The organism is Mesorhizobium sp. M1C.F.Ca.ET.210.01.1.1, from assembly GCF_004791585.1.
Lineage (GTDB): Bacteria > Pseudomonadota > Alphaproteobacteria > Rhizobiales > Rhizobiaceae > Mesorhizobium.
The window spans coordinates 108,401-131,691 of record NZ_SRUU01000018.1 but is presented as its reverse complement, the minus strand read 5'-3'; the positions used below and the strand labels follow the sequence as shown (position 1 = coordinate 131,691).

The following is a 23,291-nucleotide window of genomic DNA, read 5'->3' as shown; positions in this document are numbered from 1 at the left end:
AGGCCCGGTCAATAACGTCACATGGCTCATGCTGTGCTGCTAACTACGCTCGTAAGGACGACCTTAAGAGCGCAGCCTCGCTACCATGCCATGCTCGCGCAAGGCGGCCCTCGCCGGAGGCGTACAGGAGGTCAAACTCCTCCTCGAAGAATATCATCGCGTCTCACCATCGGGACCTTGACCCCAGCACCGCAGTGGTCAGGGGCTCATAGCCGCCGGATACGCACCCCTGTTCGCGCCGATGTCCAGCGTTTCGACTGCCCCTTGCTCGGTGCTTGGTCGACCCTCAGCGAGAGTGATCATCCCCTGACACCCTTTGCCTATGGAGTCGCCACCAGAGTCCGAGGACATCACGAACTGCCATTGAGCGGGGCCAACGTCGGAGACGCCGTCTGATGCAGCCGGGCTGAGGGCGGAGGGACTTGCCGCCCGTTACCCCATCTAGCGTTGAGCGCCCCGATACTCGTCGACAATGTTGCTTAGTGAGATGCTGGTTTCGGTTAGTTTTCCCAGGAAATATGCCCCATTGCAGCCGTCGATCTTGTGGTCCTCTCCGATCATGCCGTCCATGAGCGGGGCCAGCGCAAAGGGAAGACTCAAGATGTCACCGAGCCGCCGGCTCCGGGTAATGCCACGTAGGAAGTATTTCGCCGCCCAGTAGAGTGACAAGCCGGGTCCGCCGAGCGCTCCGCGACTGATCGTTTCGAAATTCCGGAACAGCCAGCGATGTCCGACCTCAGTGAAGCGCGTAAAATCATAAGCGCCCTCATGCACTTGCTGCATGAACGGTGTCTCGGCGTAGACGATACCGCCGGGCCGGAGCACACGGGATATCTCTGAAACGACCTGTTGCGGGTTAATCACATGCTCGAGGATCGCCTGAATGCAGACGCCGTCCACCGAGCCGCTGGCAAGCGGAATTTGATGGGCGTCCGCGATGAAATGCGTGTGTGCGGACGGGTAGATGTCGAATGCAATCTGTCGAAAGGCCTCGGTTTCATAAAGGCCATTGGTCCCCGCGCCCCTGGTTGCGGCGCCGATCATGAGCACGAGGGGGCGCTCGATGCCGTGGGAGAGAATGTGATCGCGAAAACTGACAATGTTTCGCGCACTGAGATTCGCAGTTCCGAAGAGCCATCCCTTGGTGATCCTCAGCCAGTTCGGCCGCCTCCTTATGAGCGACATGCCGCTTGCCGTCAGGACTTCGGCACGCACGAGACTGCAAGAGAAATCGATCAGTGCGGGCTGACCACGCACAACCGGATAGTCGGCCGTTCGCATATCAGGGGACTGGGATTTCGCCTGCGTTATGGTCCTGCCGTCGCGGCACAGAATAATCGGTACGGAAGGATCCCCCGGCTGCCGCATGAGATGCTCGAACTCTCGCCAATCCGCAAGCATCTTTAAGGTCAGCAAAGTTTTTTGCGCATGGCGCGGTAGAACAATAGCTTGGCTGCGCGGCGCACCTGCGGCTCCATGCCCGTTGGCAGGGCGCAGAGGAGAATGTAAACGTATACCCGCCAGGACAATGGATCGTGCAGTATCGCGCGAATGAGTAGCCGCGCTCCGCGTTTCTTTTCGCCTCGAGCCACGCAATCATTGCCGGCTTTTGCGTATAAGCGCGCGTTGCGCCGCCGCGCGAGGTGCGCAAGCTCCGGCCTTCGGATGACCCATTCTCGCGTGAGGCGTTCTGCTACCGGAAGGAGCGCTTCGAGTCTGCGAGTTGTGTTTGAGCCATGGCGCCGTTTATAGACGAGTGCTCCGGCCACATGTTGAAATGTCCAACGCTCGGCTACGCGCATACAAAACTCTGTATCCTCTCCAACCCTGAATGTCTCGTTGAACAACCCGATATCTTCGACAATCTCCCGCCGCATAACGATACTGGAAGGAACAATCGGCCCATCAAGCAGAAAATATGTCGGCAGCGTATCGCATTGATCCGCGCGATAGCGGCCAACAGCGACGTGTAGAGCATCGGAAAGATCTGGCGCGGAAAAGTCGACTAAATCACCATAGACGAGACCTGCCTTGCAGCCATTGCCAAAGACGGCCAATTGACGTTCAAGCTTGTCTTCAGCCCAGAAGTCATCGCCGTCGAGAATTGCAATAAAATCACCGGTAGCATGTCTGATGGCGAGGTTCCTCGCCGATGAAGGCCCGATACCCGCCGTTGTCAGGACCTGGATGCGCGGCTCCCGATCGACCAACGACGCAATCACTTCGGTCGAGCCGTCCGTCGAGCCATCATTGACAATGATGATCTCTCTGATGCCGCTTGAAGCGGTCTGATTGATCACGCTTTCCACTGCCTGGGCAATAAAGCGTTCTTCATTGTGGCATGTCAAAATGACCGAAACACTCATCTTGTGCTTCCTGGCAAAGCGCGGCCAAGAAATTGAGAACGACTAGTGCTCGTCGGGTGGCTCCTCCGCGCCCTGCGCAATACTAGGCAAAGCCCGTGCCGCGTCAATTCCGGCAGGAGCGAGACAAGGATCAGTGTGACGAAAGCTCGTGTGCCGGAGGCTTCTGTTCCAACATAGAAAGCGCAGGGAACAAGGACCACGAGGGGCAGAAGCCGTGCCTGGGCGGCTCCGATCATTTCGTGAAAAAGTGCCCAGCGTAGAACACGGCTTAGTCGAAACCATGCGGCGAGCCATATGAGGATATAGAGGCTAAGCCCAATGATGCCGTTCTCAGTGAGGATGCGTTGAAACTCGCCATGGATTCCCAGCCGCAACTCGTCAGGAAGATTGCTGAACTCCGTATCGATAATATTCGTGAATTGGTTCGTGCCCACGCCCATTAGTGGATGTTCGGAGATGAGCTGTTTGGACAAAGTGAAGGCAAACGCGCGCTGGACATTGCTCGGTGTGTCTCCAAGGGCATATTTCCCGGTCGCGGCCAGGTATTCGTATTGCCCCATGCTCAGCGGATGGAGCATGGTCTGCAATTGCGTCTCGAGATAGGCGTTGTCCACTATGGTCGACAGCACGAAAAGACCCACGAAGCCGGCGGCGAGCGCCGGTACCATCGCAGCGAGCCGTCCGCGCATCAGAAGCGAAGTGGTCAGAAAGAGATAGATCAAAAACGCCTTGCGTTCCCCAGATAGCACGAGCAGGGGAAGCATCCCTGCCCATACAACCCAGAGGGTGCGCCGCTTGGCCCGGTTGGCGAAGAGCAGGAGCCCCGCGAGCGCAATTGGAAGGAAGCTGAACACGAGCCTTGGATCGAACAGATGCTTCCAACCGACCAAGTAGCCATGGGCCACATGCCAGGCGATCGTATAGGCGAGGATCGCCGCCATGCCGAAAAGCAAGATGTTGACGGCCTTGTCAGTCTCGAGGCGTCTGGCCTCCTGTGCGAGGGCGAACGCAAAGGCGCCGACAGCGGACATCTGCAACAGCTCGCGCAGGCCGTTCTCTCTGTCCACGCTGAAGGCAGAGACCATGTCCCAGCCCAAGAAGGGCAGGAGCAGTAGAAAACCAGCTGGAAATGCCAAATTTCGCCAACGCCCCGTCGCCAAGCCAATGATGAGCGCCAGCAATACGATCAGCTCGAACGGACGCAGCAAAACAAGACCCGTCTTGAGCCTGATTGGTAGCAAGAGGCTCAGTATCGCGAATGTGAGGAGATGACGCATCACAGCCCCCTCGCGGCGCGATATCCTTTTAACATGTTCTCTTTCCCAGAAACAGAATCCTGCTGGGTGTATCTATGCCGGCGGGCGGAGAAGATTTCCCCAATCCTGCGTTGTCTCACCAGTAAGCGGAACCCACGAATTGGAGGGGAAGCCTGGCACCATCTCGGCACCCTCGTCGGAAACCGTCAATCCAGACGAATGCGCAAACTGCTTCAGCAATGCCGGTTACGCTTGCCTCAAAACACGAAGGAGTCCGGGGGAGAACTCATCAGGCAGTCGACGGAGAGTGATCGCGTATCGTCACGGCGCGCAGTCGATACCAACTAGCCGACGGTCTCGCTTTCCGGGGTCCAGGCTTCTGGCTGGTCGAGCACAGAGACTGCGCGAACATGGCAGCGAATTTTATGCCCCATATCCTGCGAGCCGAGCTCATAGCCTGTGCCGGTTTCGCCCACGATCGGAACGCCGTCACGATACCAGAGACACTCTATCTGCGACGCAATCACGTTCGGTACGACGGTCAGCTTTTGACCTGGTGAAGCCTTGCCCGACAAGGCCGGCAATGCGCTGAAAGCCGGCGGGACCCTAGCCAGATCGGTTTCCGTCTGCCGGACCCTTACATAGTCAATGACCATGTCGTACGTCTTCGACGGGTCTGGTTGAGCGCGACCCTTGTTTTCATCGTAAGCGAAATCCACGATGATGTATTTTTTCGCTGTGAGTTCCGGCGTCGTCGGAACACGCGCCACTTCATAGCCGTCGATCACGAAATAACTATAATCATCCTCGATCTGCGCGTACCAAGTATGAAATTCGCCGTCATATATGTCGATCGTCCCGGGAAAGCCATTCGATGGATCGAGTTGATAGCCGGCGATTTTCCGGTGCACGTCACGTGGCGCAAGATGTGGACCTGCATAACCGAGGCTGGGTTTGTGCACGTGCTGGCTGATGTTGATATAGGCCCCATTGAGACCGTCATATTCCCAAAAGTCCGTCTCAAGACGATTGCGCGTCCGCCAGAATAGATGCTCCTTGCCATACGCCCAAAAAGCAGGAAAAAATCCGGGACGGGGCGCTGCGATCTTCGGCAGTCTGGCCCGGATCTCAAAGACCCCCTTTCCCCAATACCGCCCCTGGCCGTTGTTGTTCACGGAAGAGAACGCACCTGTTCTCCAGCGGCCCTTGTATAAGAGCCGGAGCGCCAGCGTGTGGCTGGCGGCGTCGTGCACATATGAGGAGGGTGACGCCGAGATCCGCTGGGCATTAGCGTCAACACCGATACCCTCCAGATGGGTCGGCGCATACCAGATGCTGCCTTGCGCGCCTTTGGAATCATCGACAACTGTGTTGGAATCGAAGTCGTCAAGAAAAACCGTTGTGTAACCGCGGATCGGGGGCGCCGCCTCACCACGATGAGCATATCGCTCATTGCCGATGGCTGCCCAGGACGCCCACGAGGCTGAATCGAATGCGTAACGTGCCGGTTCGTCGTTGGCACCCACGGCTGAAGGGGGGCTCTGGCGATAGGGATGATCGCTGGGCAAGGCGGATTGCCGGCCGATGCGCCACATGCCCCATCCCATCAGCTTGTCGATCTGCGAGTCATCTAGTTCGCTTTGTCCGATGATGACGCAGTCGATCGCGACATCGGCCCTCATCGGATTGTTCACATCGCCCATGAAGCTCTGCGATTTCATCCGGTTGGGTGCCAATGCATAAATCGTCTGGCCGGCCGTCTTGACCCCATTCACCACAGCCTGCACCACGAATCCGCGGCGGTACCCGACCATGACATTCCAGTCGCCAAAATCCATCGAGCATTGCCCTTGCTCGCTCTTAAGCTTGCCGTCCTGGAGCTGCGAAACGAATGTGCCTGCCGAGGGCTTGAAACAGACCCGCGGCTGGCGATGCACCGGGCCACCCTCCGCCCCATTGACGCACAAAACAGAAACATTGTTCGCATCGGAGTTGGCCGCGGAATCGCAGCGGGCGATCACGAGCCACCAGCGGTGAAGGTATGGGGCGTCGTTATCGGCAGGCCAAGTCAATGCCTGTTTCGTGCCCTTCTTGAAGAGGACGCCGTCTTTCCCAAGCTTTGTCGGGCATAGAGAGGGCTCGGCCTGCACCGCAGCCACAGGCTTCACACCGCCGGATTGCCACGAGGAGACCTCGCCTTCGGCCAAATCCTCCTGATACCAGGATTTCACGATCATCTCCGGGAACAGATCTGGATGCCAGAGTTGTCCCTTCTGCTGCGAGCCCTGTTCCGGACCGGCGGCGAGAGCATCCCGTCCTGGGCGACCGGATGCCGTCAGCAGAAGGGCGGCGCATGCGCCCCGCGCCAAATCTCGGCGGGAAATGCGGTTGGTCATTATCGTGCGCCAATAATCTCTGGTTTCGGGGTGAGACCCCACCATGGACACCCGTTACCCGTTATCGCGCCTCTCATCGTAAGCTCCGCAGCATATCATAGGGTTTCGGTTTGACCTTTCAACGACAGCTAGCGAAAGTGGGTCGCGCGCCTCCCGCCAGGCCGGGCAAAGCTCTTCCAGCCCATGCGCCTTTGCGCCGGCGGATAGGCACCCCAGCATAAGCATCGCGACCTCACGGTTCACTGAAACAGGCTTGTTGCCTCCAGAAGCAATCTGCGTATTCCGCTGCCGCGCGTCAACGACGCCGCCTGTATGAGAAGGCGTTCCACACGGAAGCCGATCTGGCGTTGAACGGCATTGTAATGGAATTCGATCTCTCGCCTCTTTTCGAGCGAAAGCCCCGGATAAGGCTGCCAGGACGCCCTGGCCGCTTCGAGGCTGAACCGCGGAAAGGCCGGCAGAGCGAATTCCGTTCGTAGCCGCTCCATCGAAGGTTCCAGCCTCGAAAGAAGACCGGCCCTTTCATCGGGAGAGAGATATTCGTGATTGTTGTTGGGGCTTGTTATTCTCTTGTCTACCAATGCAAAAATCCTGCCCTCCAATTTTTGTTCGGAATAGGGAACATGTTCATTTCTAAGGCGCTTATATTCGAGGACATCGCGGCTTAGCCGCTCATTGGCACGAACATGCTGCTGCTTGAAGGACGAGATATCCTCACAGCCAAGAACATGTCTCAAGAAATCCTCGATCAGATTTGGCAGGGCCGCTTCGTAAACGCGTACCGAGCAGGCGCTACTCCCAAAAACATCGCGCCAGATGGAAAAGTAGCGATGATAGTCAAGCATGTCATAAATCATGTTGAGAAAGTCGACGGCTTCGCCGGCAACCAGAGCGTCCCGCTTTACATTTTGATTGTACAGAGATTCAAGGTAATGATCGGGCCTTCGTACGTAGCATAGTACGTGGCATTCTACATGGGCAGGGACTGCGGCGCGCAAGCGCTCGATGAGAATGCGCTCTTTTGCAAGGACCATCGCGCTCGTTTTCTCTGCATTGAAGCGCGTCAGATACCGCGCCATAGCATAAAGATTCTCGGAGCTTGCGATGATTGTGTGAGCTCCGTTTTGCTCTGCCTTCCTCAATTTCTCAAGAAGGAAATATTTGAACTTATCTTGCCGATCTAACAAAATGGCGTTGGCGATGCTGTTTAAATTGAACTCCCCGGCTGGAGAGGCGTAGTAAAAGCCATACTCGCTCAGCTCTTCCCCGTTTGCGGACAGGAAATGCTGTAGCGCCGTGCTTCCCGTCTTATGTGTGCCAATATGAAGGATGAGCCTCATGTGATCCTTTTACCCGAAGGTTTGAGCAAAACGAGGCAAGCATGCCGACATAAGCCGCCAGATTCCGCCACTGCGCCTGTCGCAAGCCAATCGCCGTTTCTGTCATCGCTTCATCAACCCGAGCCATTGTGCTGGCGGACAGGGACCCTGCATAAGAATCGCGCCATCACGGCAGCACTGGTTCACCGAAACCGGCTTGTTGCCTCCAGCACCAATCTGCGTATTCCGCTGCCGCGCGCAAAATCGAGAAGCCATGACAGAAATGGCAGCCGTCTGCGCGTCAAGGACGCCGCCCGTATGAGAAGGCGTTCCACACGGAAGCCGATCTGGCGTTGAACGGCATTGTAATGGAATTCGATCTCTCGCCTCTTTTCGAGCGAAAGCCCCGGATAAGGCTGCCAGGACGCCCTGGCTGCCTCGAGGCTGAATCGCGGAAAGGCCGGCAGAGCGAAATCCGTTCGTAGCCGCTCCATCGAAGGTTTCAGCCTCGAAAGGAGGGCGGCCCTTTCATCGGGTGAGAGATATTCGTGATTGCCACTCGGATTTGCAATTCTATCATCGACAAGTGTACAGATCTTCTCGTCAAACGTCCTCTCTGAACAGGGAATGTTGCTATTGAGCAGGCGTATGTATTCTATGAGATCTCGACCCAAACGCTTGTTGACACGAAGACCGGCCTTTGCAAACAGGGAGCACTCGTGCAAGTGAAGGACATATCGCAAAAAATCATGGACCAGGTTCGGCAGCGCAGTCTCGTAAACGCGTACCTCCATGTTGCTATCCCCAAATACCTTTCGCCACATTGACAGGCATCGATGATAGTCAAGCATATCTTCGACGATACCTGCAAACACGCCGATTTCCCCAGTAAACATTCCTTGCTTTACACACTGGTTGTACAGAGATTCTAGATAGCGATCGGGTCGCCTTACATAGCAAACGATTCGACAATTTACCGAGCTAGGGATTGCGGCACGCAGACACTCAATTTGTGCAAGTGTATCCACGCAGACTTTCCCGTCTCCAGGATCATACAAATGTATTGGCATGCAGTAGAGGGCCTCAGAACTTGCAACTATTGTATGAAATCCTTCACGCTCCGCATGGTTCAAATGATCAAGAAAAAATTGTCCAAATATTTCGTCTTGCTTTTCCACCAAATGATACCTGGGCAGTAACGCCCAAGACGGTGCGTCATGCGTCGAACACCTCGGTGCTCTAACCACACTATTAAAATTGTAGCTATCGGGTGGGGTCGCATAGTGTATGCCGTATTTAGTCAGTTTCCCCCGATTGAAAGACAAAAATTTTTGTAGCGCAGTGGTTCCTGTCTTGTTTGTGCCAATATGGAGAATAAGATTCATCTGGCATCTCCGTGCGCGTCAATCGGCATACACAACAAATGCGGGTACCGTGTCGACTATGCGAATCTAATCCATTTCGTTTTCTTGGACGTTAGAGTTTGCAGGACTTCCGCTCCATATTTGCCGAAGAGGAGCGACGCTTTAAGATAGAGTGTGACAACGGACAATGTACCTATAACGAGGAGCCCGGTCGCGAGCACAAGATAGTCGGGCGATCCGGCAAGCAGCATTTTGACCGCAGAGCCGGCGGCGAAGACCACGGCGGCGAATGCGACAGGCGGCACATGGACGAGCGCGAAATCCTGAGCTGACAATCCCGTCATCCGACAACTGATCGTCGCATAAAGGAAGAAACTCGTCGCAATGGCGCCGGATACCGCAAGGGCCACCGCGTTCACGCCGTATGGCGCCGAAAAGAATGCGAATGAAGCGACAAGGGCCATGTATGTGAATTGCATGGAGGCCGTTTGGTAACTGCGGCCTGTCGCCAGTGTCACGGCGCCGCACACCCTGTAACCCACGCGGAAATAGATTACTGCAGAGAATACGATAATAGGAGCGACGGCATCCATCCATTTGTGGCCGAGGATGGTCACGACGAGCTCTTTGGCAAAACAGCATAGAAACGCGCTAGTCGGTAGGGTAAGCGCGGCCGTTAAAGCATAACCCTTGAGCTGAGCGGTACGGAGCCTCGCCGTATCGCTGTGAACCTTCGACAGGAGTGGGAAAACCACGCTCTTGTTCAGATTGCCGAACAGATTTGCCGGCATCGCGATCAGATAGTATGCTCGCGAGTAAATACCCAGCTCTGCTGTACCGATCAAGCGCGCGACAATAACATTGTCGATATATTTGGCGGTGAAGGTCGATATTCCAGCCAACGAATAACCCAGGCTCTGGCTGCGGATATCGCGGTAGGACTGCATGTCGAAACTGGGCCTCACGAGATAGTCCCTGGCGAATAAGAAATAGATGCTGGCCAGGATGAATGCCTCGGCCATATACGCGACCACCAAGGCCCAATAGCTGAGTCCTAAATAGGCAAGTGGAATGGCTAAGCCAACATAGGAAGCAGTCCAGGCGACCAGCCTCGCTATGGAGGATATTTTGAATTTCAGGTGCCGCGACAAAATTGCCTCGGCGATCAGATTGAACGCGTTTGCGACCATCATCACCGCAATGACGCGCGAGACGAGGAACAATTCCGGTACATGAAGAAAATCGGCGATCTGTTGTGCAAAACTCCATTGAAGCAAGCCGAGAATGGTGGCGATTAGCATGGACAAGAAAATGACGGTTCCGATATGGCGCTCTTCGATGTCACGTCGCTGGATCACCACTTGCGACATGCCGAGATTGGCGATCGAATTTCCTATGGCACCGACGATCATGGCAGCGCCGACAACACCATATTCTCGAGGCGAAAGCAGGCGTGCGAGCACGGCGGTAATGGCCACATTCAAAAGAGTCTGGACCAGCAATGTGCCGCCGGACCAGGAAAGGCCGCGAGTCGCCTTGCGAGTCAGATCTCTGCTTTCGCTCATCTCGCTTGACTCAAAAGCTACTGCCACCCCGGCGGCTTTACCACTTACTGGGAAGTCCTACGACGCGGCAACCGACTGCTTCAGATGCGCTGCCTGCCTTCACGACCTGGACGGTGTTTGCCATTTGGCCGGGGATCGCCACCGGATGCGCATATAGAAACTTCAGCGGATGCATCCCGTTCAGCGTCTCCCTGGCATCAACAATCGTCATTGTGTATGCGAGCTTCCGGCTTGCTCCTTGTATGGTATCACCTCGCGGTCTGGGTGCCAGTGTGCATAAGAGTGGCATACAACCTCATTTGCCGTGTTGCGACGCTTTCCATGCTGAATCGCGCAACGATCGTTTGTACTGCGCGGCGCGCCATCGCATCGCGCTCGGCTTCCGATAGGTCCAGCGCGCGAAACAGGAGCCCGCCATACTCCAAATGCGAGCGAGCCAAGAAGCCGCTGCGCTCATGCTCCACAATATCGGACGCCCCGCTGACATCGGTGATGATCGGGATCACACCGCAACTCATGGCCTCGAGCAGGGCGTTTGACATGCCTTCCGACACCGAGGTGGAAAGATAGAAGTCAGCCTTCCACAGGAATGGAAAGACATCTTCAACCGCGCCGGCGAATTTGACCCTGCCGGAAAGGCCCAACCGCACCGTCTGTTCCTCAAGCGCGGCGCGACACTGGCCATCGCCTAAGACGGTGAGTTGCGCTTGCGCCTCGGCGGGAAGGGCCGCGAACGCATCGATCATGTGCTCGAGGCATTTCTCCGGCTCGATGCGGCCAAGGCAAATGAAACGTCGGGTGCCATCTGTGCTCGGCTGGCGGCGCGGGTTGTGGGGCAGATCAATCCCATTTGGAATCATGTGAATGCGATCCGCCTCGATGCCATGTCTGTTCAGGTCACCAGCGATTTGGCGGCTATTGGCGATGAAGGCCGTGACGTGCCGTTTGATCACGGACGACGCCCAGCGGCCGACAATTTTCTTTTCGCGCACAACGTCGAGATCGAAACACCGTCCGCCGCGGCCCATTTTTGCGAGAACGGGCTTGCGCAGGAAGGCCCCTGCCAATGCCGCCGGAAGGGCGTGAAGTCGGGCATGGATGATATGCACAACATCGAATTCGTCGCGACGGCGCAGCATCCAGATCACAAGCTGGACACACCACGACAGAAACGACAGCATATGCCGCCCGCCCAAATTCGGCGCGGCATGCAAGCGAAGGCGCTCGATGGGCACTCCGTCGATGGCGGACCGTTTTGGCGTCGAGTGTGACAATCTGGGCGCCAAAATGGTTACGGAGACGCCCCTTTCGATCAGCGCCCGAGCAAATCGCCGCGTCTGTTGCTCGGCGCCGCCATATGACTCCGGAAAATAGGTGGAGAGCACGAGCAAAATGCGTATGCTGGGAAGGGCCTCGGCTCGCGGGGTAATCATCGGATGAGCAGAGGCGACTTCTGTTACATTCATATCAATCCACCGAATTTACCGCCGACAAATCCGGCAATCTGCCCGATCTGTGTGGGGCGCTTTATCGCGGAAGCGCCAGATTTCGAACAGGAGGCCTAGTCGACGCTCCCTTGCTAGCCAGATGCTGGTTGAGAGCCTGGCGGTAAATGGCGTCGATCTGCTTGCCCATGCGATTGGCGTCCCAGTTCGAAAGGTCCGTCGCTGCGGCACCTCGGGCGAGGCAAGCCAGTCTTTCGCGATCCTCCAGCAGGGTGGCTGTGGTGTCGGCCATGGCTCCCAAGTGGTCCGGGGGTGTGATCACGCTATTGGTGCCAGGACGGAGCACTTCGCGAAGACCTGGCAAATCGCAAGCGACGCAAGGCTTGCCGCCGGCAAGATATTGCATGAGCACGCGGGGCAATCCCTCCCGTATGGAACAGAGCAGGCAGAGATCCGCGAGTGCGATCAGCCGCTCGGGGTCGTCGCGATAACCGGCAAAGACCACTCGGCGTTGGAGCCCCAGCCGGTTGACTTGCTGCTCGGCGATCGAGCGAAGTGGCCCGTCGCCTGCGAGCACAAGTACCGTGTCGGGTAAGCGGACGGCGACTTTCTTGAAAACCTCTAGAAATTCCGCGTGTCGCTTACGTGGCTCGAATGCCGCGATCATCAAGAGCACACGCGGGCGCGGCGCGTCCGGTGTCAAGCGCAGCAACTCACGCCAATCGGCAGGCGGACTGGCGTTGCGAAAGCGATCGAGATCGAATCCGGAATATACGACATGATGTTTGTCAGCATGTCCTACTCCCGCGCTCATGCATAAGTCACGGATGCCCTCGCTCACACTGATGAATGCGCTGGTGACTGGCGCCGCCAGTTTTTCCAAGGCGAGATAGGTGAGCCGCTCGGCGATGCCGACATTGACAAAAGGCACGATATGCACGCCATGAATGATCACTGGAACCCCCGCCGCCCAGGCTGCGAAACGGCCGAGAATGCCTGCCTTGCTAGTGTGCGTATGTACGATGTCGGCATTCAAGGCGCGGAATCTCAGGGTGAGCGCCAACAATGCCCTCACGTCGGAGGCAGGCGAAAGGGACCGGGTCAAGTCGGGGATGCCAATGAGTTCCACCCGCGGGTCCACTTTAGCCACAATTTCTGGATGAACAGCCTCGCCATGCAGCAGGAAAACATCATGTCCTCGTTGCGCGGCCCAATTGCAGGAATAGACGGTATTCTCATCGGCACCGCCATTGATGAGACGAGTAATGACATGAGCGATACGCAGTCGATGCGCCGCTTCAATTTTGCCTTCCGCATCCCGTGATTTCAAATCGACGCTAGCGGGCTCAATCCACCCGATGGTGGCGCTGCCCCCCCGGGCGCGTTTTTGGTTTCCTGACCTCCCGATAGCGGTGCTACTGCGTTGGAGTGACATGTCACGCCCTCGGGTAAGTGCATGCCGTATGGAGACAAACCCTAACTCCTGGCGCACCTCGTCTCTCTTGGGTCGCACCTCGCCTGTCCAAACGGCTTTCAGTTGGTCAGATTTGATTTATGTTTTTAGGCGTCCCAGAGATGTGTCGCTGTTACCCCGGGCACAGCCGGGAACCAATTCGTCGTATAGTTATGCGCAAATACTCTTCTCCTTTGCCGCGCTTGCGCGAAGTCGGATCGGACTCGTTTGAAGGGGCCGTCAAGGCAACGGGATGTGCCTCGCATAGGGATTCGCTTCAGGATGTGACGACAACCGAGTTGACTGTTCATGATGTCCCTGAACGCCTGCTCGCGATGGTCTCCAGAGACTGACCCGAGAAGCATGCTGGCTTCGTTCACCGTAGCCGAAGCATGAAAGATAGGCCTGTGGATGCGGCTTCTCTATATACATTCTGCACCTGTCCCGGCGATTGCCGCCAATGCGGTACAAGTCGCAAAGATGTGTCATGCATTTCGGGTTGCTGGTGCGGAGGTCCTACTAGCGCTTCCGCGCACCTCCATGAATAGGCAAGATCATTATCGAAAGATCGCGCGCGAATATGGATTGGACACGGAGTTCCCATTCCGCGTTCTCCCCGTACCTTTTTGGCCTGTGCCCGGCAGGGAGCTTCTTTTTGCGATGTTGGCGCTTTTTGCTGCGGTCTGGCTACGGCCGCATGTCATCTTTACACGCTCGGCTACTGTAGCGCTTGTTTCTGCAGGACTTTTCCGGTTCACGACCGTTTTTGAGCTTCACGATCCGATTGGCAGTTTGAGCAGTCGTCAACGTCAGCGACTTACCAAACTGATAGGCCTAGAGGCATTCCGAATGCTGGTCGTGACGACGCAACGTCTGCGAGACAGCAGTATCTGCCTTTTTCCTCAACATGCGGGAAAATTCTTCATCGCGCCAAATGGCGCGGATCCGGTTCCACCGAATGTGGAGCGATGCAGCCTCACCGGTACGTTCAAGGTTGGTTATGTCGGGCATCTGTATAAGGGAAAGGGCATGGAGATAATAAGCGCTATTGCGCCTCGATGCGGCTGGGCGACATTTCATATCGTCGGAGGAACACCCGGCGATATAGGGTATTGGACATCGAAGCTGGCCCAATGCCCGAACACAGTGTTTCATGGTTACGTTCCTCACGCCGCGACGTTCGCCTACTTGGCTGAAATGGACGTTGTGCTCGCGCCCTATCTCAGAAATGTACATGGCCAGGGCGGGGGTCGAAATATCGCTGAGGGAATGTCGCCGCTCAAGCTTTTCGAATATATGGCGCACGGCAAACCCATAGTATCCTCCGACCTGCCAGCTATCCGTGAAGTCTTGAGGGATAGCGTCAACAGCGTTCTGGTGTCGCCAGACAACCCGTCTGACTGGGTCAAGGCCCTTCGGCACCTGCGCGAAAACGAGGTGTTTCGGGATCAGATTGGTCTACAGGCGAAGGCGGACTTTCTGGCCAAGTATAGCCGCATTGCACGCGCAACCAACATCCTAAAGGAGATCGAGAACCGGATGCCGTCGAACGGAAGCTTATAGGGCTGCACAGTTTCTCTTGTTGAAGGCGGCTGCTGCGCCGTCAGCAGGCCACTTCCCACTGAACCGGCGCAAACCCGAATTTGAGGCTCAATCTACTCACTCGCGGGCCGGATCGCCTGAAGCTTAAAAATCAAACCTATCCGTTCAATCGGCCGGGCCATACCGCTTCCGAGAAGATGCTATACATCAATAGACATCACGATTCGAAAGTAACATGAAAGCGGTTTTCCAAATTATCTTGAGATCAAGCCAAGCGCTCCAGGAGTTTATGTACCACAGATCGTGCTCAACACGTTTTTCCATCCTCCACAGCTCCTTCGTCTCCCCTCGGAAGCCGTTGATCTGAGCCCAGCCTGTCAAACCGGGTTTTACACGATGCCGATAAGCATAGCTCTCAATAATCTTGCTATAGGTGTCGTCATGAGCGACGGCGTGGGGTCGCGGGCCTACCAGGGACATCTCTCCCCGAAGCACATTGAATAACTGCGGCAACTCATCAATGTTTGACCGGCGCAATATACGGCCAAGTCGGGTAACCCGCCCATCATTACGTTGAGCTTGGCGAATTTCCCTACCGTTCTCCTGCACAGTCATCGATCGGAACTTGTAAATATTAAATGGCTTACCACAAAAGCCCCGCCGCGCCTGCCGGAACAACACCGGGCGGCCGTTCTCGCGCGCTATGGCACATGCGACTACCGCCATCAATGGAAACAGGAACAGCAGTAGCAGTGATGCAAAAACAATGTCGAACGACCGCTTCAGCAAGCGATCGGCCGGTCTCAAAGGCGCGCGCTGGACTTCGAAGGCTCGCTGCCAGCCGGTGTGCAGTGGACATCCGGCCAGAATCTTATCTGTGTAGGCATCAGCGAAAAGATAGATCGGCAGCGGGAGGCGGGACATTTCCTCCACGATGCGTTCGATCAAGTTCCGCTGGTCCCACGAGCAAAACAGATAGACTGCCCCATAAGGATCAAAGCGGAAAGCTGCCTGCGCAGCTGCGACGCCGGCATGCACCGATTGTGCTGCGGTCGTGCCATCACGGTTCTCGATGTTCGAAACACCGCAAACCGCGACGCCCTGTCGCCCGAGCTTGCCGATTATCCCCTGTTCCATTCCGGGATCGCCAGCGCAAAACAGATAAGCTGTGCGCAAGACGAGCTTCTCGGCAGCCAGAAGCCGTTTCAGAACACGCGCTAGAGCCGCGTGGCCAGACAGCAGGATTGGGAATCCCACCGCAAACGCCAGAGTCAAAGAGCCGCGCGAGAACGTCGACGTGGTCTTTGTGAGAAAGGCGAGCCAGAGAATTGCAAAGAAAACGAACAACCACCCGGTGAAGAGTGTTTTGATCGCACGGTGATCGTCCAGGATGCCGCTAATCGTGTAGGCGCCTCTGGCAGCCATGAATGCGACAAGCAATAGGCCGGCGGTAACGCTTAGATAAATCGTCTCCCAGATATCTGACGGGCTCACGCCGAGGTGCCTATGATAGACCTCATTTGACGCAAGAAGTATCGTCTCTCCAAGGAGGAAATCAGCAGTTGCAAGAAACACGCAAACTGCTCCCACAGGAAGCCGTAGCGGTTCGATGCTCCGCTTCAAGATCGCACGAGACGCCTGGGTTGGTGCATGTCGCATGGAGACAAGCCCCCGAAACCTGCTGTGTCCCCTTGCCGTCCCCTTGGGAGCCCCTCGCCGTCCCATAGGGAGGGGCTTAGCCCAACCGCTTCCAATCAGTCTGATTTGAATTAAACTCTCTCAGAGGCATGTCGCTGTTACCGCGGGCACAGGGGGGTGGCTATTTCGTGGTATCATAATGTGCTAATATATCTAGCTGGCGCGTTTGCGCGAGAACGGCTCGGAGTAGGGCTAGTTCTAGGTAGTCAAGGCAATGCTTTAGGGGACCGGGGCGCTTTACCCTTTCAAAAGGGGGCGGGAGCCATGGCAAAGAGTGGCGCTGAGGTTCGGGTCAAACAGCTCGATAAAATAGGTCTATTTCGACAATTTGGGGAGGATATTCTTAATGAACTGGCGAATGTCGCCATCATAAGAAGAATTCCGAGGGATAGAATTGTATTTCATCTTGGTGATGTACCAAGCTATATTTACCATGTCATACAAGGAAAAATTCGTCTTAGCGTTCCCCTTTCGGACGGTCGAGAATTCATATTTTCCGATCTTGGTCCAGGTGAATCTTTCGATCTGGCTATATTATTCACTTCGCGAGGCAGTAACATGAATGCTGCCTCAGTTGAAGACAGTGACTTGCTGCAAATCGAAGTATCTTTTATGGCTAGGCTATTCAACAAGCGCCCCGATCTAGCACTAAAGGTGATCCCGTATTTGTGCGAAGCAACGCACGACGCGCAAGAGCGAGTGATCCACGGGGCAGCTAGTGCCCTATCCACTCGATTGGCGAACACGCTCTTGCGATTGACAGAGGGGCCGCACAGCGTGGCTACCGTGGATAGAGTTCCGAGCATCCACATTTCGCAGACCGACCTCGCGGCAATGGTCCCGGCTTCTCGAGCGAAAGTGAATCGGTGCCTGAGAGAGTGGGAACGGCGGTATCTGACCCGATACGACCATGGCTCGCTGACGATCCTCAATCGCGCCGCGTTAGAGTCTGTTGCTCTTGGCGAGATCTCCTTTAATCGTTCAATGATGCATTTCCCACGTGCTGGGGCATCTCCATGGCATGCTTCGGCAAGACAATGAACCGAAGTGGTGCCGGTCGTTTTCGCGTCCCTCGGTAGAGCCCATTTCGTCGTCGCCGCACCGGAAAGTGGGCCCTCTTACCGTATCGCTCGCCCCAACGGTGTGTGGCCGTCGACGCCGAGGAGATCTGGTTGGAGTACGGCCGAAGGCGCTGAGGACGGCGTGATGGTGGTCGTGTCGAGGCAATTTGCAGGAAGGTCAACAACCTGAGTTTTGCAGTTCCCGTGCGCGCGCGCGACGCCCTAGCGGGGCCTTGGGTGAGACTGATCCGCACCGCCGGAGCGCCGTTGTCGGCTGCGGGGCCTGGAAGGTGACCCCGTTCGCCCCTTGCCAACAGCATAGGACTTCAGGACCGCCTGGTCCTTGACCGAGATCAGCGACACGGTGCTGGCCACGTCGATGACGGAGACCGTGTCGTTCGGCTTGGCCTCGGTGCCCTGGTGGGGGACATAGACGAAGGGCTCGTCGGGCGTGGCGTGCACCTGTATGGCCGCGCAGCCGGAGAGAGCGGCATATGGTGCAGCTGAACAACTCGCCGCACATCGTTCCGATGGAGAGGCGCGCTTGGCGCAAGCGTTCCGCTCCGCCGCCGCGCTAGCCGATCATGTCCTTGCCGGCGAAGCAGCGGAGCGAGTGATCGTCCTACATATTGCTGCAGCGCGGCTCCGGCGGTCGTGGCTTGTACGGAGGTGTCTGGCGCCTAAGTGGAACATCGGCGAGCGACGTTCGAGTCGGCTTGACGGTAGCGGCGGATTGAGCGGCGACCGCACGTCTGGCGAGCAACGCCGCCGACATTTTGGCGAGCTTCGACTTTATGTCCAAGGACTCCTCCCGAGAGACCTACTGCAGCAGTCGTTATCTAACACAACCGCCGATGGAGTGACATTTAACTTTGCTAAAGGGCCGGAAGGTTTAACCTGCGCGAAGTCTGTCCGCGCTGGCAGGATCGATCTTGACCAGGCGCGCTCTTGCCTCGCTCACCGCCGCTGCGCTCCGCTAATCCGGCAACACAACGCAACACCGACGACAGCACCACACTTCTCATCGAGCATTTCCTCAGCACGCAGGAGCGCGAGTTCGGCCTGTTGAGGCGTAGCCTGCCGCTAGCCAATTCCAAAGTCTGCAGTTCCATTCTTCTGCTTCTTGGTTTGCGGGTCCGGATGTCTCAAACCGGATGACAATGGTTCTTCGGGAGACCACGACGGGCCGGCCGGTCCCCGGTGCTCCTGAAAGCAAGCCACAGCCTGAATCTCTTCCTAATAAATCAGTCTATAATCTGATCTTGAATAGCGAAAGGCCGAGCCCCCGCGGAGCTATCGTGCTGTTTTCGGGCAAGCTGGCCCTCCTCACCAGCGCCGTAGAGCTTGATCCTTATGGTCTCAGAGACGGTGTGCGCTAATCGGCGCTACTAGCCAGGACCGAACGCGCGCTCAAATCGCCACGATCAGCGAATATCGGCATCGATGGTTGCATGTCTCGTCCACTCGCGTCCAAATTGCCAATCTTGATCCGCTCGATGCCTGCTGCGTTGAGGGGGCTTATGACGTGGGCTGCCGCGCGGCAAGGCAAGCGTTTGCGCGTCCAAACCTCGATTGAAAACCCTAGGGGGTATGGGAGGGAAGCAACCCAGATGCATGTTGTTGCGTTATGTGGCCGTAGCTGAACTCACCCACGCCGCAAGGCGTGGACAGCGCAGCGAATGCTCTCAGGGAGCATAGTTCATGCCTCCACTGTTGCTCTTTGTGATCAAGAACCTCGCCATGGGGGCGATCATCGGGTTGGCCGTAGCGTGCTGGTTGGTGGCTTCTGGCACCGTCGGCAGTCATATACCGTCAGGCAGTGGCGCCTATCTGCCTGTTGGGATGATCGCCTATTCGATGGCCTCTTGCTTCGGAATGGGGTTTCTGGCCACAGCCCTAATGTTTCTGGAATAGGCCATTCGCAAAGAGCCAAGGCTTGTGTAGGCTTCGTCCATCAGGGTTTCTGGAGCGTTGATCGAAATCGGAGCAAGCCGAGAATCATGACCGAACGGCCGCCGAGACGAAACCAATGCCGGCGCCAGAGGCAACGATCTCCCGAACAGCCTCGCGGCCCTCGGCCTCGATCGCGGGCTTAAGCTCGATGGTCGAGGCCGCGGCGAGATCCTCCAGCTTCTTGCGTGTCTTCGAGCCGCGTTCCCGCATCACCAGAGGTTCCTGCGCAAGTTGTTTGAGGGTCAGCGATTTCCTGGCCGCCAGCGGGTGGGCGCTGGAGACGAAGGCGATGATCGGCGTCGAGTTGAGTTTGAGCATCTCGAAATCACGACCGGTGGGCACTTCGCCAAGGACGCCAATGTCGGCCTCATAGCTGTAAAGGCTATTGATTACTGTTTCGGTGTTGCCGCAGCGCAGCGAAACGTGGACGCCCGGATAACGGGGTACGAAAGGCACCCAGAATGTGCAGAAGGTGGTGCGCGGCGTCGGCGACGATCCGCAGCGTGCCGGAGCGCAGCGCGCGGATTCCGTCAGCAGTTCAAGTGCCTGCTGCTCCGTCTCGAACTTGCGGTGCGTTATCTCGAGCAATCTCTGACCCTGGACGATCAGGGTCACCTGCTTCTTGTTCCGGTTGAACAGGAGCACGTCATCGTCAGCATCGTCTCCGATGCCGCACGAAACAGCAGGTCATAGACCGCCGCCTCGTTGTGGAAGGCGATGTCGGCGACCTCGGCGGGTAGGAGGGGCGTTGATCGACGCTCGGCACTATCTCAGTCAGATGCCATGGGTGATGCATTCCTTGACGGTCACCGACCGCATGCGGCATTTCGTGCGAGATCATGGGTAGGAGTAGAAGGCCTAACCGTTAGAATTGGACACGCGGAGTGCGTAACGCGTGTGCCTACGCTCCCCGGTCCTTGCAAGCGCGCCCTTGATAACCAAATCCTGTAAATCTCTGGTTGCCGTGGCGCGTGAAGCCTGCGTGATGGCGATGTAGTTTTCGGCGCTGAAACCACCCTTGAAGCCGTCGATCCCTTCACGGAACATACGAGCGATAACCTTTTCCTGCCGCTCGTTGAACTGATCGCGGTGGCGTTCGTAAAACTTGGCTTTGGCGACGGCGAATTCAACACGGGCCAGCGTTACACGCTGGGCTTCAAGGATCATGTTAGCGAAATAGAGCAGCCACTCTGTAATCGCGTTGCTCTTATTGCTGGCTTCTAGCATGTCGTAATAGGCCTTGCGGTGGCGTTCGATTGTGTACGCCAAAGCGATGAGGCTGGGTTCTCCCAGGTTTTGTGCCAGCGCCTTTTCGCAAATGGCACGCCCTATGCGACCGTTGCCATCCTCGAACGGGTGAATGCTCTCGAAATAGAGGTGCGCGATACCGGCACGCGTCAACGCCGGTTGCCGCGTCTTGCCCTTGGGGGCGGTATCGTTAAACCAGGCGGCGAAGGCGTCCATTTCGGTTTTCACTCGCGCGGAGGGCGGCGCTTCGAAATGCACTTTGGGCTTATCCAGCCGATTGGAAACGATCTGCATAGCATCGGCATGCTGGCGATAGTTGCCGATGGTCTCGATACGCCGTTCACCCGACATCACCATTTTGTGCCAAGCATAGAGCGTGCGATGCGAGAGCGTATCGGCAAAATGCAAATACACATCGGCCATCATTTCGGCGATACCGCGCTCGGCCGGCGGAATGCGTCTGGTCTCGCAACCCAGCCCAAGTTGCTGGCGCAAGGATGATTGCAGGCTCTCGCGGTTGAGATACTCCCCCTCGATTGCGGACGTCTTCAAGGCCTCTTCGCTGATAAGATCGATGCGAATCTGATCGCGATCGTCGGAACCGACGTGACGAAAGACGCCCAGAAACTCGCCCGATCGCAATAGAAACTCGCTTTCCAGCGGTTCCAATACCTTCTTTTCGTAGGTAAAATGCGGCCAGTCAGCCTGCTCCCAATTCCATGCCATGAGTTATAGGACACCTTTCTATAACTCAGATTGCCACAGATAATGAGCTATAGCATCTTCTCTATGCCTCGGGCATAGGTGCCTCGCCCCCGGCGCGATCCAATGACAGTTTGTTGGCTGCGCATTCGTTGGTGATGAGCAGTCATTTCACGCGATGGTGAGCACTCATTTCATTTGATCGTGCGCAGGGATTTCGCACGATCATGAGCTGGGAGGTTTCGCGAACGCGCCTTGGATACGATCGCACGGGTGGCTTCGGCCTGAAAATCGGGGTGATGGTGCCCATAGGTCTGGATCAGCATGTCCACGGTCATGCCGAGGAAGCCGGCGGCTGCCCAGGGATCAGAGCCCTGTTGCATCAGCCAGGTGGCTGCCGTGTGGCGGAAGATGTGCAAGGTCACGTCCGTGCGGAATTCACGCTTGATGCTGCCGTCCGGCGCCAAAACATCTTTGTACCAGCCGAGCCCGGCAGCCTCGACCACTGAACGGAAAGCTTTTCTGATCGACTGGATAGGCTTGCCGTTCCACTCCACGACATAGTCGTGGGCAATCATTCGGCCGATGTTTGCGCTTTTACCGCGGCCCTTGGTCTTGATCTCCAGCGGGGTGACCGCCCATCGCCCTATATGGGCCAGCAGACGATCGGGCAGGCGCACCGGCGGCTGGCGTTTCTTCGTCTCGAGGCGACCAGCTGCGCGACGATAGAACACGCCGCGTTCGAGGTCGACATGGCCTACCCCGTCCGTCGGTCGCACGGCGGCACCGCAGATCGCGGCCGAACGAGTGCCGGTATACAGCGCGACGAGGATGAAACGCGCGACGTGGCGCCCTGTGCGACGGTCGCTAGGCTGGCCCTTCCAGGACTGCCGCATGCGCCAAGCAGCGCGAAGCAATGCTGCTGCCTCGTCACGGGTAAGCCAGCGGTCCCTTGGCGCGGACTTCGGCGGCAGCACGATCGCCGGCGTCGAGGTCACATAGCCTTCTCGGTGATAGTGGTTCAGCGCCGCCCGCAGGTCCTCCAACTGTCGCCTGGCGGCGGCACCGCCCCCGTGCGCTTTGGCATAGTCACGGCAGATCTTGCCGTGGATGTCACCAATCATCATATCGCCGAACCAGTTCATCACCGCGACCATGCGGCCAGAAGTCTGTTTGGGCTTGGCGTGACAGGGCGCGACATCTGTTAGGTAAACACTAACGGCGTCGACTATCGCGACGGTAGCGGGATCACGACCGCGCTGGCGGACCGGCTGGTACTTTTCGGTGATGTAACTGGCGAGCCGCTTTTCAGCGCGTTCGCGGTTGCCAGTGCCGCCGCAAGCGCTGATGAAGGTGCCGCCATCGCGGATGAACCAGCCGGCCCGGCTGCGCAGGGCTCCGTCCTGCTTCCTGCTTTCATCGCGCCACACAAGGCGGGCTCCTTTCGAAGTCCTCGACATCTTTTCCTCATCTCGGCGATCGCGGCCACGGTGGCGTAGTCTTTCCCGGCGATCATTTTGGGTTACTACTCGTCCCGCATCCCGCTCCACACAGAGGCTCAGGTGCGCCCATCGCTTACGGCGGCGCTCCAGTTGGGTTGATCGATCAGGATGGCGACATGCTCCTTTTGATCCCGCAGTCGTAGCCGTCGTAGTCCGGCATCCACGCCAGCTTTTCGATCAGTTTGGACGTTCCGGCTCGATGGCACTCGGGCGCCGGAGCTAGGTAATCGGAGCTCGAGATGGAGGGATCGAATGGCTGAAGCATCTCGGAAAGTCCTGTGAAGAGAGGTGGTCGGGCGCCGTGGAATTTTGCTGCCGGATCGCTATGTTAGGGGCGATTCGTCCGTTCGAAACGGTCCACGACGTGATGGTAGACTTGAGGAGTTGCGTAGCCGACGTCCCTCATCACGGTAGCGGCACG

The 23,291-nt window shown here is 57.0% G+C and carries 15 protein-coding genes and 1 pseudogene; 3 read left to right on the top strand and 13 right to left on the bottom strand.

What is annotated here, in order from left to right; genetic code table 11:
• Window positions 1-441: 441 nt before the first annotated feature.
• From EN853_RS20710 to EN853_RS20670, 9 genes are all read right to left on the bottom strand, one after another.
• Window positions 442-1,416: a class I SAM-dependent methyltransferase gene (locus EN853_RS20710; protein ID WP_127861212.1), complete on the bottom strand. Its 975-nt coding sequence runs from the start codon at window positions 1,414-1,416 to the stop codon at window positions 442-444.
• Entirely contained in the window at window positions 1,410-2,366 is a 957-nt protein-coding gene (locus EN853_RS20705; protein ID WP_127861213.1) for a glycosyltransferase family 2 protein, read from the bottom strand. The genes EN853_RS20710 and EN853_RS20705 overlap by 7 nt, the downstream gene beginning before the upstream one ends.
• The gene (locus tag EN853_RS20700; RefSeq protein WP_127861214.1) at window positions 2,363-3,643 is read right to left on the bottom strand and encodes an O-antigen ligase family protein; all 1,281 of its coding nucleotides are present in this window, start codon (window positions 3,641-3,643) and stop codon (window positions 2,363-2,365) included. The genes EN853_RS20705 and EN853_RS20700 overlap by 4 nt, the downstream gene beginning before the upstream one ends.
• 323 nt (window positions 3,644-3,966) lie before the next feature.
• Entirely contained in the window at window positions 3,967-6,018 is a 2,052-nt protein-coding gene (locus tag EN853_RS20695; protein ID WP_127861215.1) for a hypothetical protein, read from the bottom strand.
• A gap of 239 nt (window positions 6,019-6,257) precedes the next feature.
• Entirely contained in the window at window positions 6,258-7,358 is a 1,101-nt protein-coding gene (locus EN853_RS20690; protein WP_135855939.1) for a hypothetical protein, read from the bottom strand.
• A gap of 182 nt (window positions 7,359-7,540) precedes the next feature.
• Complete coding sequence (locus EN853_RS34370) at window positions 7,541-8,212, bottom strand: hypothetical protein (protein WP_135893705.1); 672 nt, start codon at window positions 8,210-8,212, stop codon at window positions 7,541-7,543.
• Window positions 8,213-8,778: 566 nt separating this feature from the next.
• On the bottom strand, window positions 8,779-10,266 hold the full coding sequence (locus tag EN853_RS20680) for a lipopolysaccharide biosynthesis protein (protein ID WP_127861217.1): 1,488 nt from the start codon (window positions 10,264-10,266) through the stop codon (window positions 8,779-8,781).
• Between the two features lie 248 nt (window positions 10,267-10,514).
• Complete coding sequence (locus EN853_RS20675; RefSeq protein ID WP_127861218.1) at window positions 10,515-11,732, bottom strand: glycosyltransferase; 1,218 nt, start codon at window positions 11,730-11,732, stop codon at window positions 10,515-10,517.
• Window positions 11,733-11,793: 61 nt separating this feature from the next.
• Window positions 11,794-13,041, bottom strand: a complete 1,248-nt coding sequence (locus EN853_RS20670) for a glycosyltransferase (protein WP_189351193.1) — start codon at window positions 13,039-13,041, stop codon at window positions 11,794-11,796.
• 534 nt (window positions 13,042-13,575) lie between these two features.
• On the opposite strand from EN853_RS20670, the gene EN853_RS20665 reads away from it, so the two are divergent.
• Window positions 13,576-14,727 (top strand): glycosyltransferase, encoded by a 1,152-nt coding sequence (locus EN853_RS20665; protein WP_127861220.1) that lies wholly within the window; start codon window positions 13,576-13,578, stop codon window positions 14,725-14,727.
• A gap of 186 nt (window positions 14,728-14,913) precedes the next feature.
• Here the strand turns inward: EN853_RS20665 and EN853_RS20660 are convergent, their stop codons facing one another.
• Window positions 14,914-16,281: an exopolysaccharide biosynthesis polyprenyl glycosylphosphotransferase gene (locus EN853_RS20660; protein WP_167524541.1), complete on the bottom strand. Its 1,368-nt coding sequence runs from the start codon at window positions 16,279-16,281 to the stop codon at window positions 14,914-14,916.
• A gap of 387 nt (window positions 16,282-16,668) precedes the next feature.
• Here EN853_RS20660 and EN853_RS20655 point away from each other — a divergent pair, with 387 nt between their 5' ends.
• Both EN853_RS20655 and EN853_RS34045 read left to right on the top strand, forming a co-directional pair.
• On the top strand, window positions 16,669-17,445 hold the full coding sequence (locus tag EN853_RS20655) for a Crp/Fnr family transcriptional regulator (protein WP_127861222.1): 777 nt from the start codon (window positions 16,669-16,671) through the stop codon (window positions 17,443-17,445).
• A 1,721-nt stretch (window positions 17,446-19,166) separates the two neighbouring features.
• Window positions 19,167-19,379 (top strand): hypothetical protein, encoded by a 213-nt coding sequence (locus tag EN853_RS34045; RefSeq protein WP_167524538.1) that lies wholly within the window; start codon window positions 19,167-19,169, stop codon window positions 19,377-19,379.
• A 29-nt stretch (window positions 19,380-19,408) separates the two neighbouring features.
• On the opposite strand, the pseudogene EN853_RS20645 reads toward EN853_RS34045, so the two are convergent.
• The 3 genes and pseudogenes from EN853_RS20645 to EN853_RS20635 all read right to left on the bottom strand — a co-directional run.
• Window positions 19,409-20,105 (bottom strand): annotated as a pseudogene (locus tag EN853_RS20645) (LysR substrate-binding domain-containing protein); the annotation flags it as partial.
• Window positions 20,106-20,276: 171 nt separating this feature from the next.
• Window positions 20,277-21,392, bottom strand: coding sequence for a Fic family protein (locus tag EN853_RS20640; RefSeq protein WP_127861223.1), 1,116 nt, complete (start codon window positions 21,390-21,392; stop codon window positions 20,277-20,279).
• A 170-nt stretch (window positions 21,393-21,562) separates the two neighbouring features.
• A complete protein-coding gene (locus tag EN853_RS20635) occupies window positions 21,563-22,798 on the bottom strand; it encodes a site-specific integrase (RefSeq protein WP_189343901.1) in 1,236 nt (411 codons plus the stop codon).
• Between the last annotated feature and the right edge of the window lie 493 nt (window positions 22,799-23,291).

What these genes read in the sequence shown, in the direction of transcription:
- EN853_RS20705 (WP_127861213.1), bottom strand. Translation starts at nt 2,366, where the DNA reads ATGAGTGTTTCGGTCATTTTGACATGCCACAATGAAGAACGCTTTATT.
- EN853_RS20700 (WP_127861214.1), bottom strand. Translation starts at nt 3,643, where the DNA reads ATGCGTCATCTCCTCACATTCGCGATACTGAGCCTCTTGCTACCAATC.
- EN853_RS20695 (WP_127861215.1), bottom strand. Translation starts at nt 6,018, where the DNA reads ATGACCAACCGCATTTCCCGCCGAGATTTGGCGCGGGGCGCATGCGCC.
- EN853_RS20690 (WP_135855939.1), bottom strand. Translation starts at nt 7,358, where the DNA reads ATGAGGCTCATCCTTCATATTGGCACACATAAGACGGGAAGCACGGCG.
- EN853_RS20680 (WP_127861217.1), bottom strand. Translation starts at nt 10,266, where the DNA reads ATGAGCGAAAGCAGAGATCTGACTCGCAAGGCGACTCGCGGCCTTTCC.
- EN853_RS20675 (WP_127861218.1), bottom strand. Translation starts at nt 11,732, where the DNA reads ATGAATGTAACAGAAGTCGCCTCTGCTCATCCGATGATTACCCCGCGA.
- EN853_RS20665 (WP_127861220.1), top strand. Translation starts at nt 13,576, where the DNA reads ATGCGGCTTCTCTATATACATTCTGCACCTGTCCCGGCGATTGCCGCC.
- EN853_RS20655 (WP_127861222.1), top strand. Translation starts at nt 16,669, where the DNA reads ATGGCAAAGAGTGGCGCTGAGGTTCGGGTCAAACAGCTCGATAAAATA.
- EN853_RS34045 (WP_167524538.1), top strand. Translation starts at nt 19,167, where the DNA reads ATGCCTCCACTGTTGCTCTTTGTGATCAAGAACCTCGCCATGGGGGCG.
- EN853_RS20640 (WP_127861223.1), bottom strand. Translation starts at nt 21,392, where the DNA reads ATGGCATGGAATTGGGAGCAGGCTGACTGGCCGCATTTTACCTACGAA.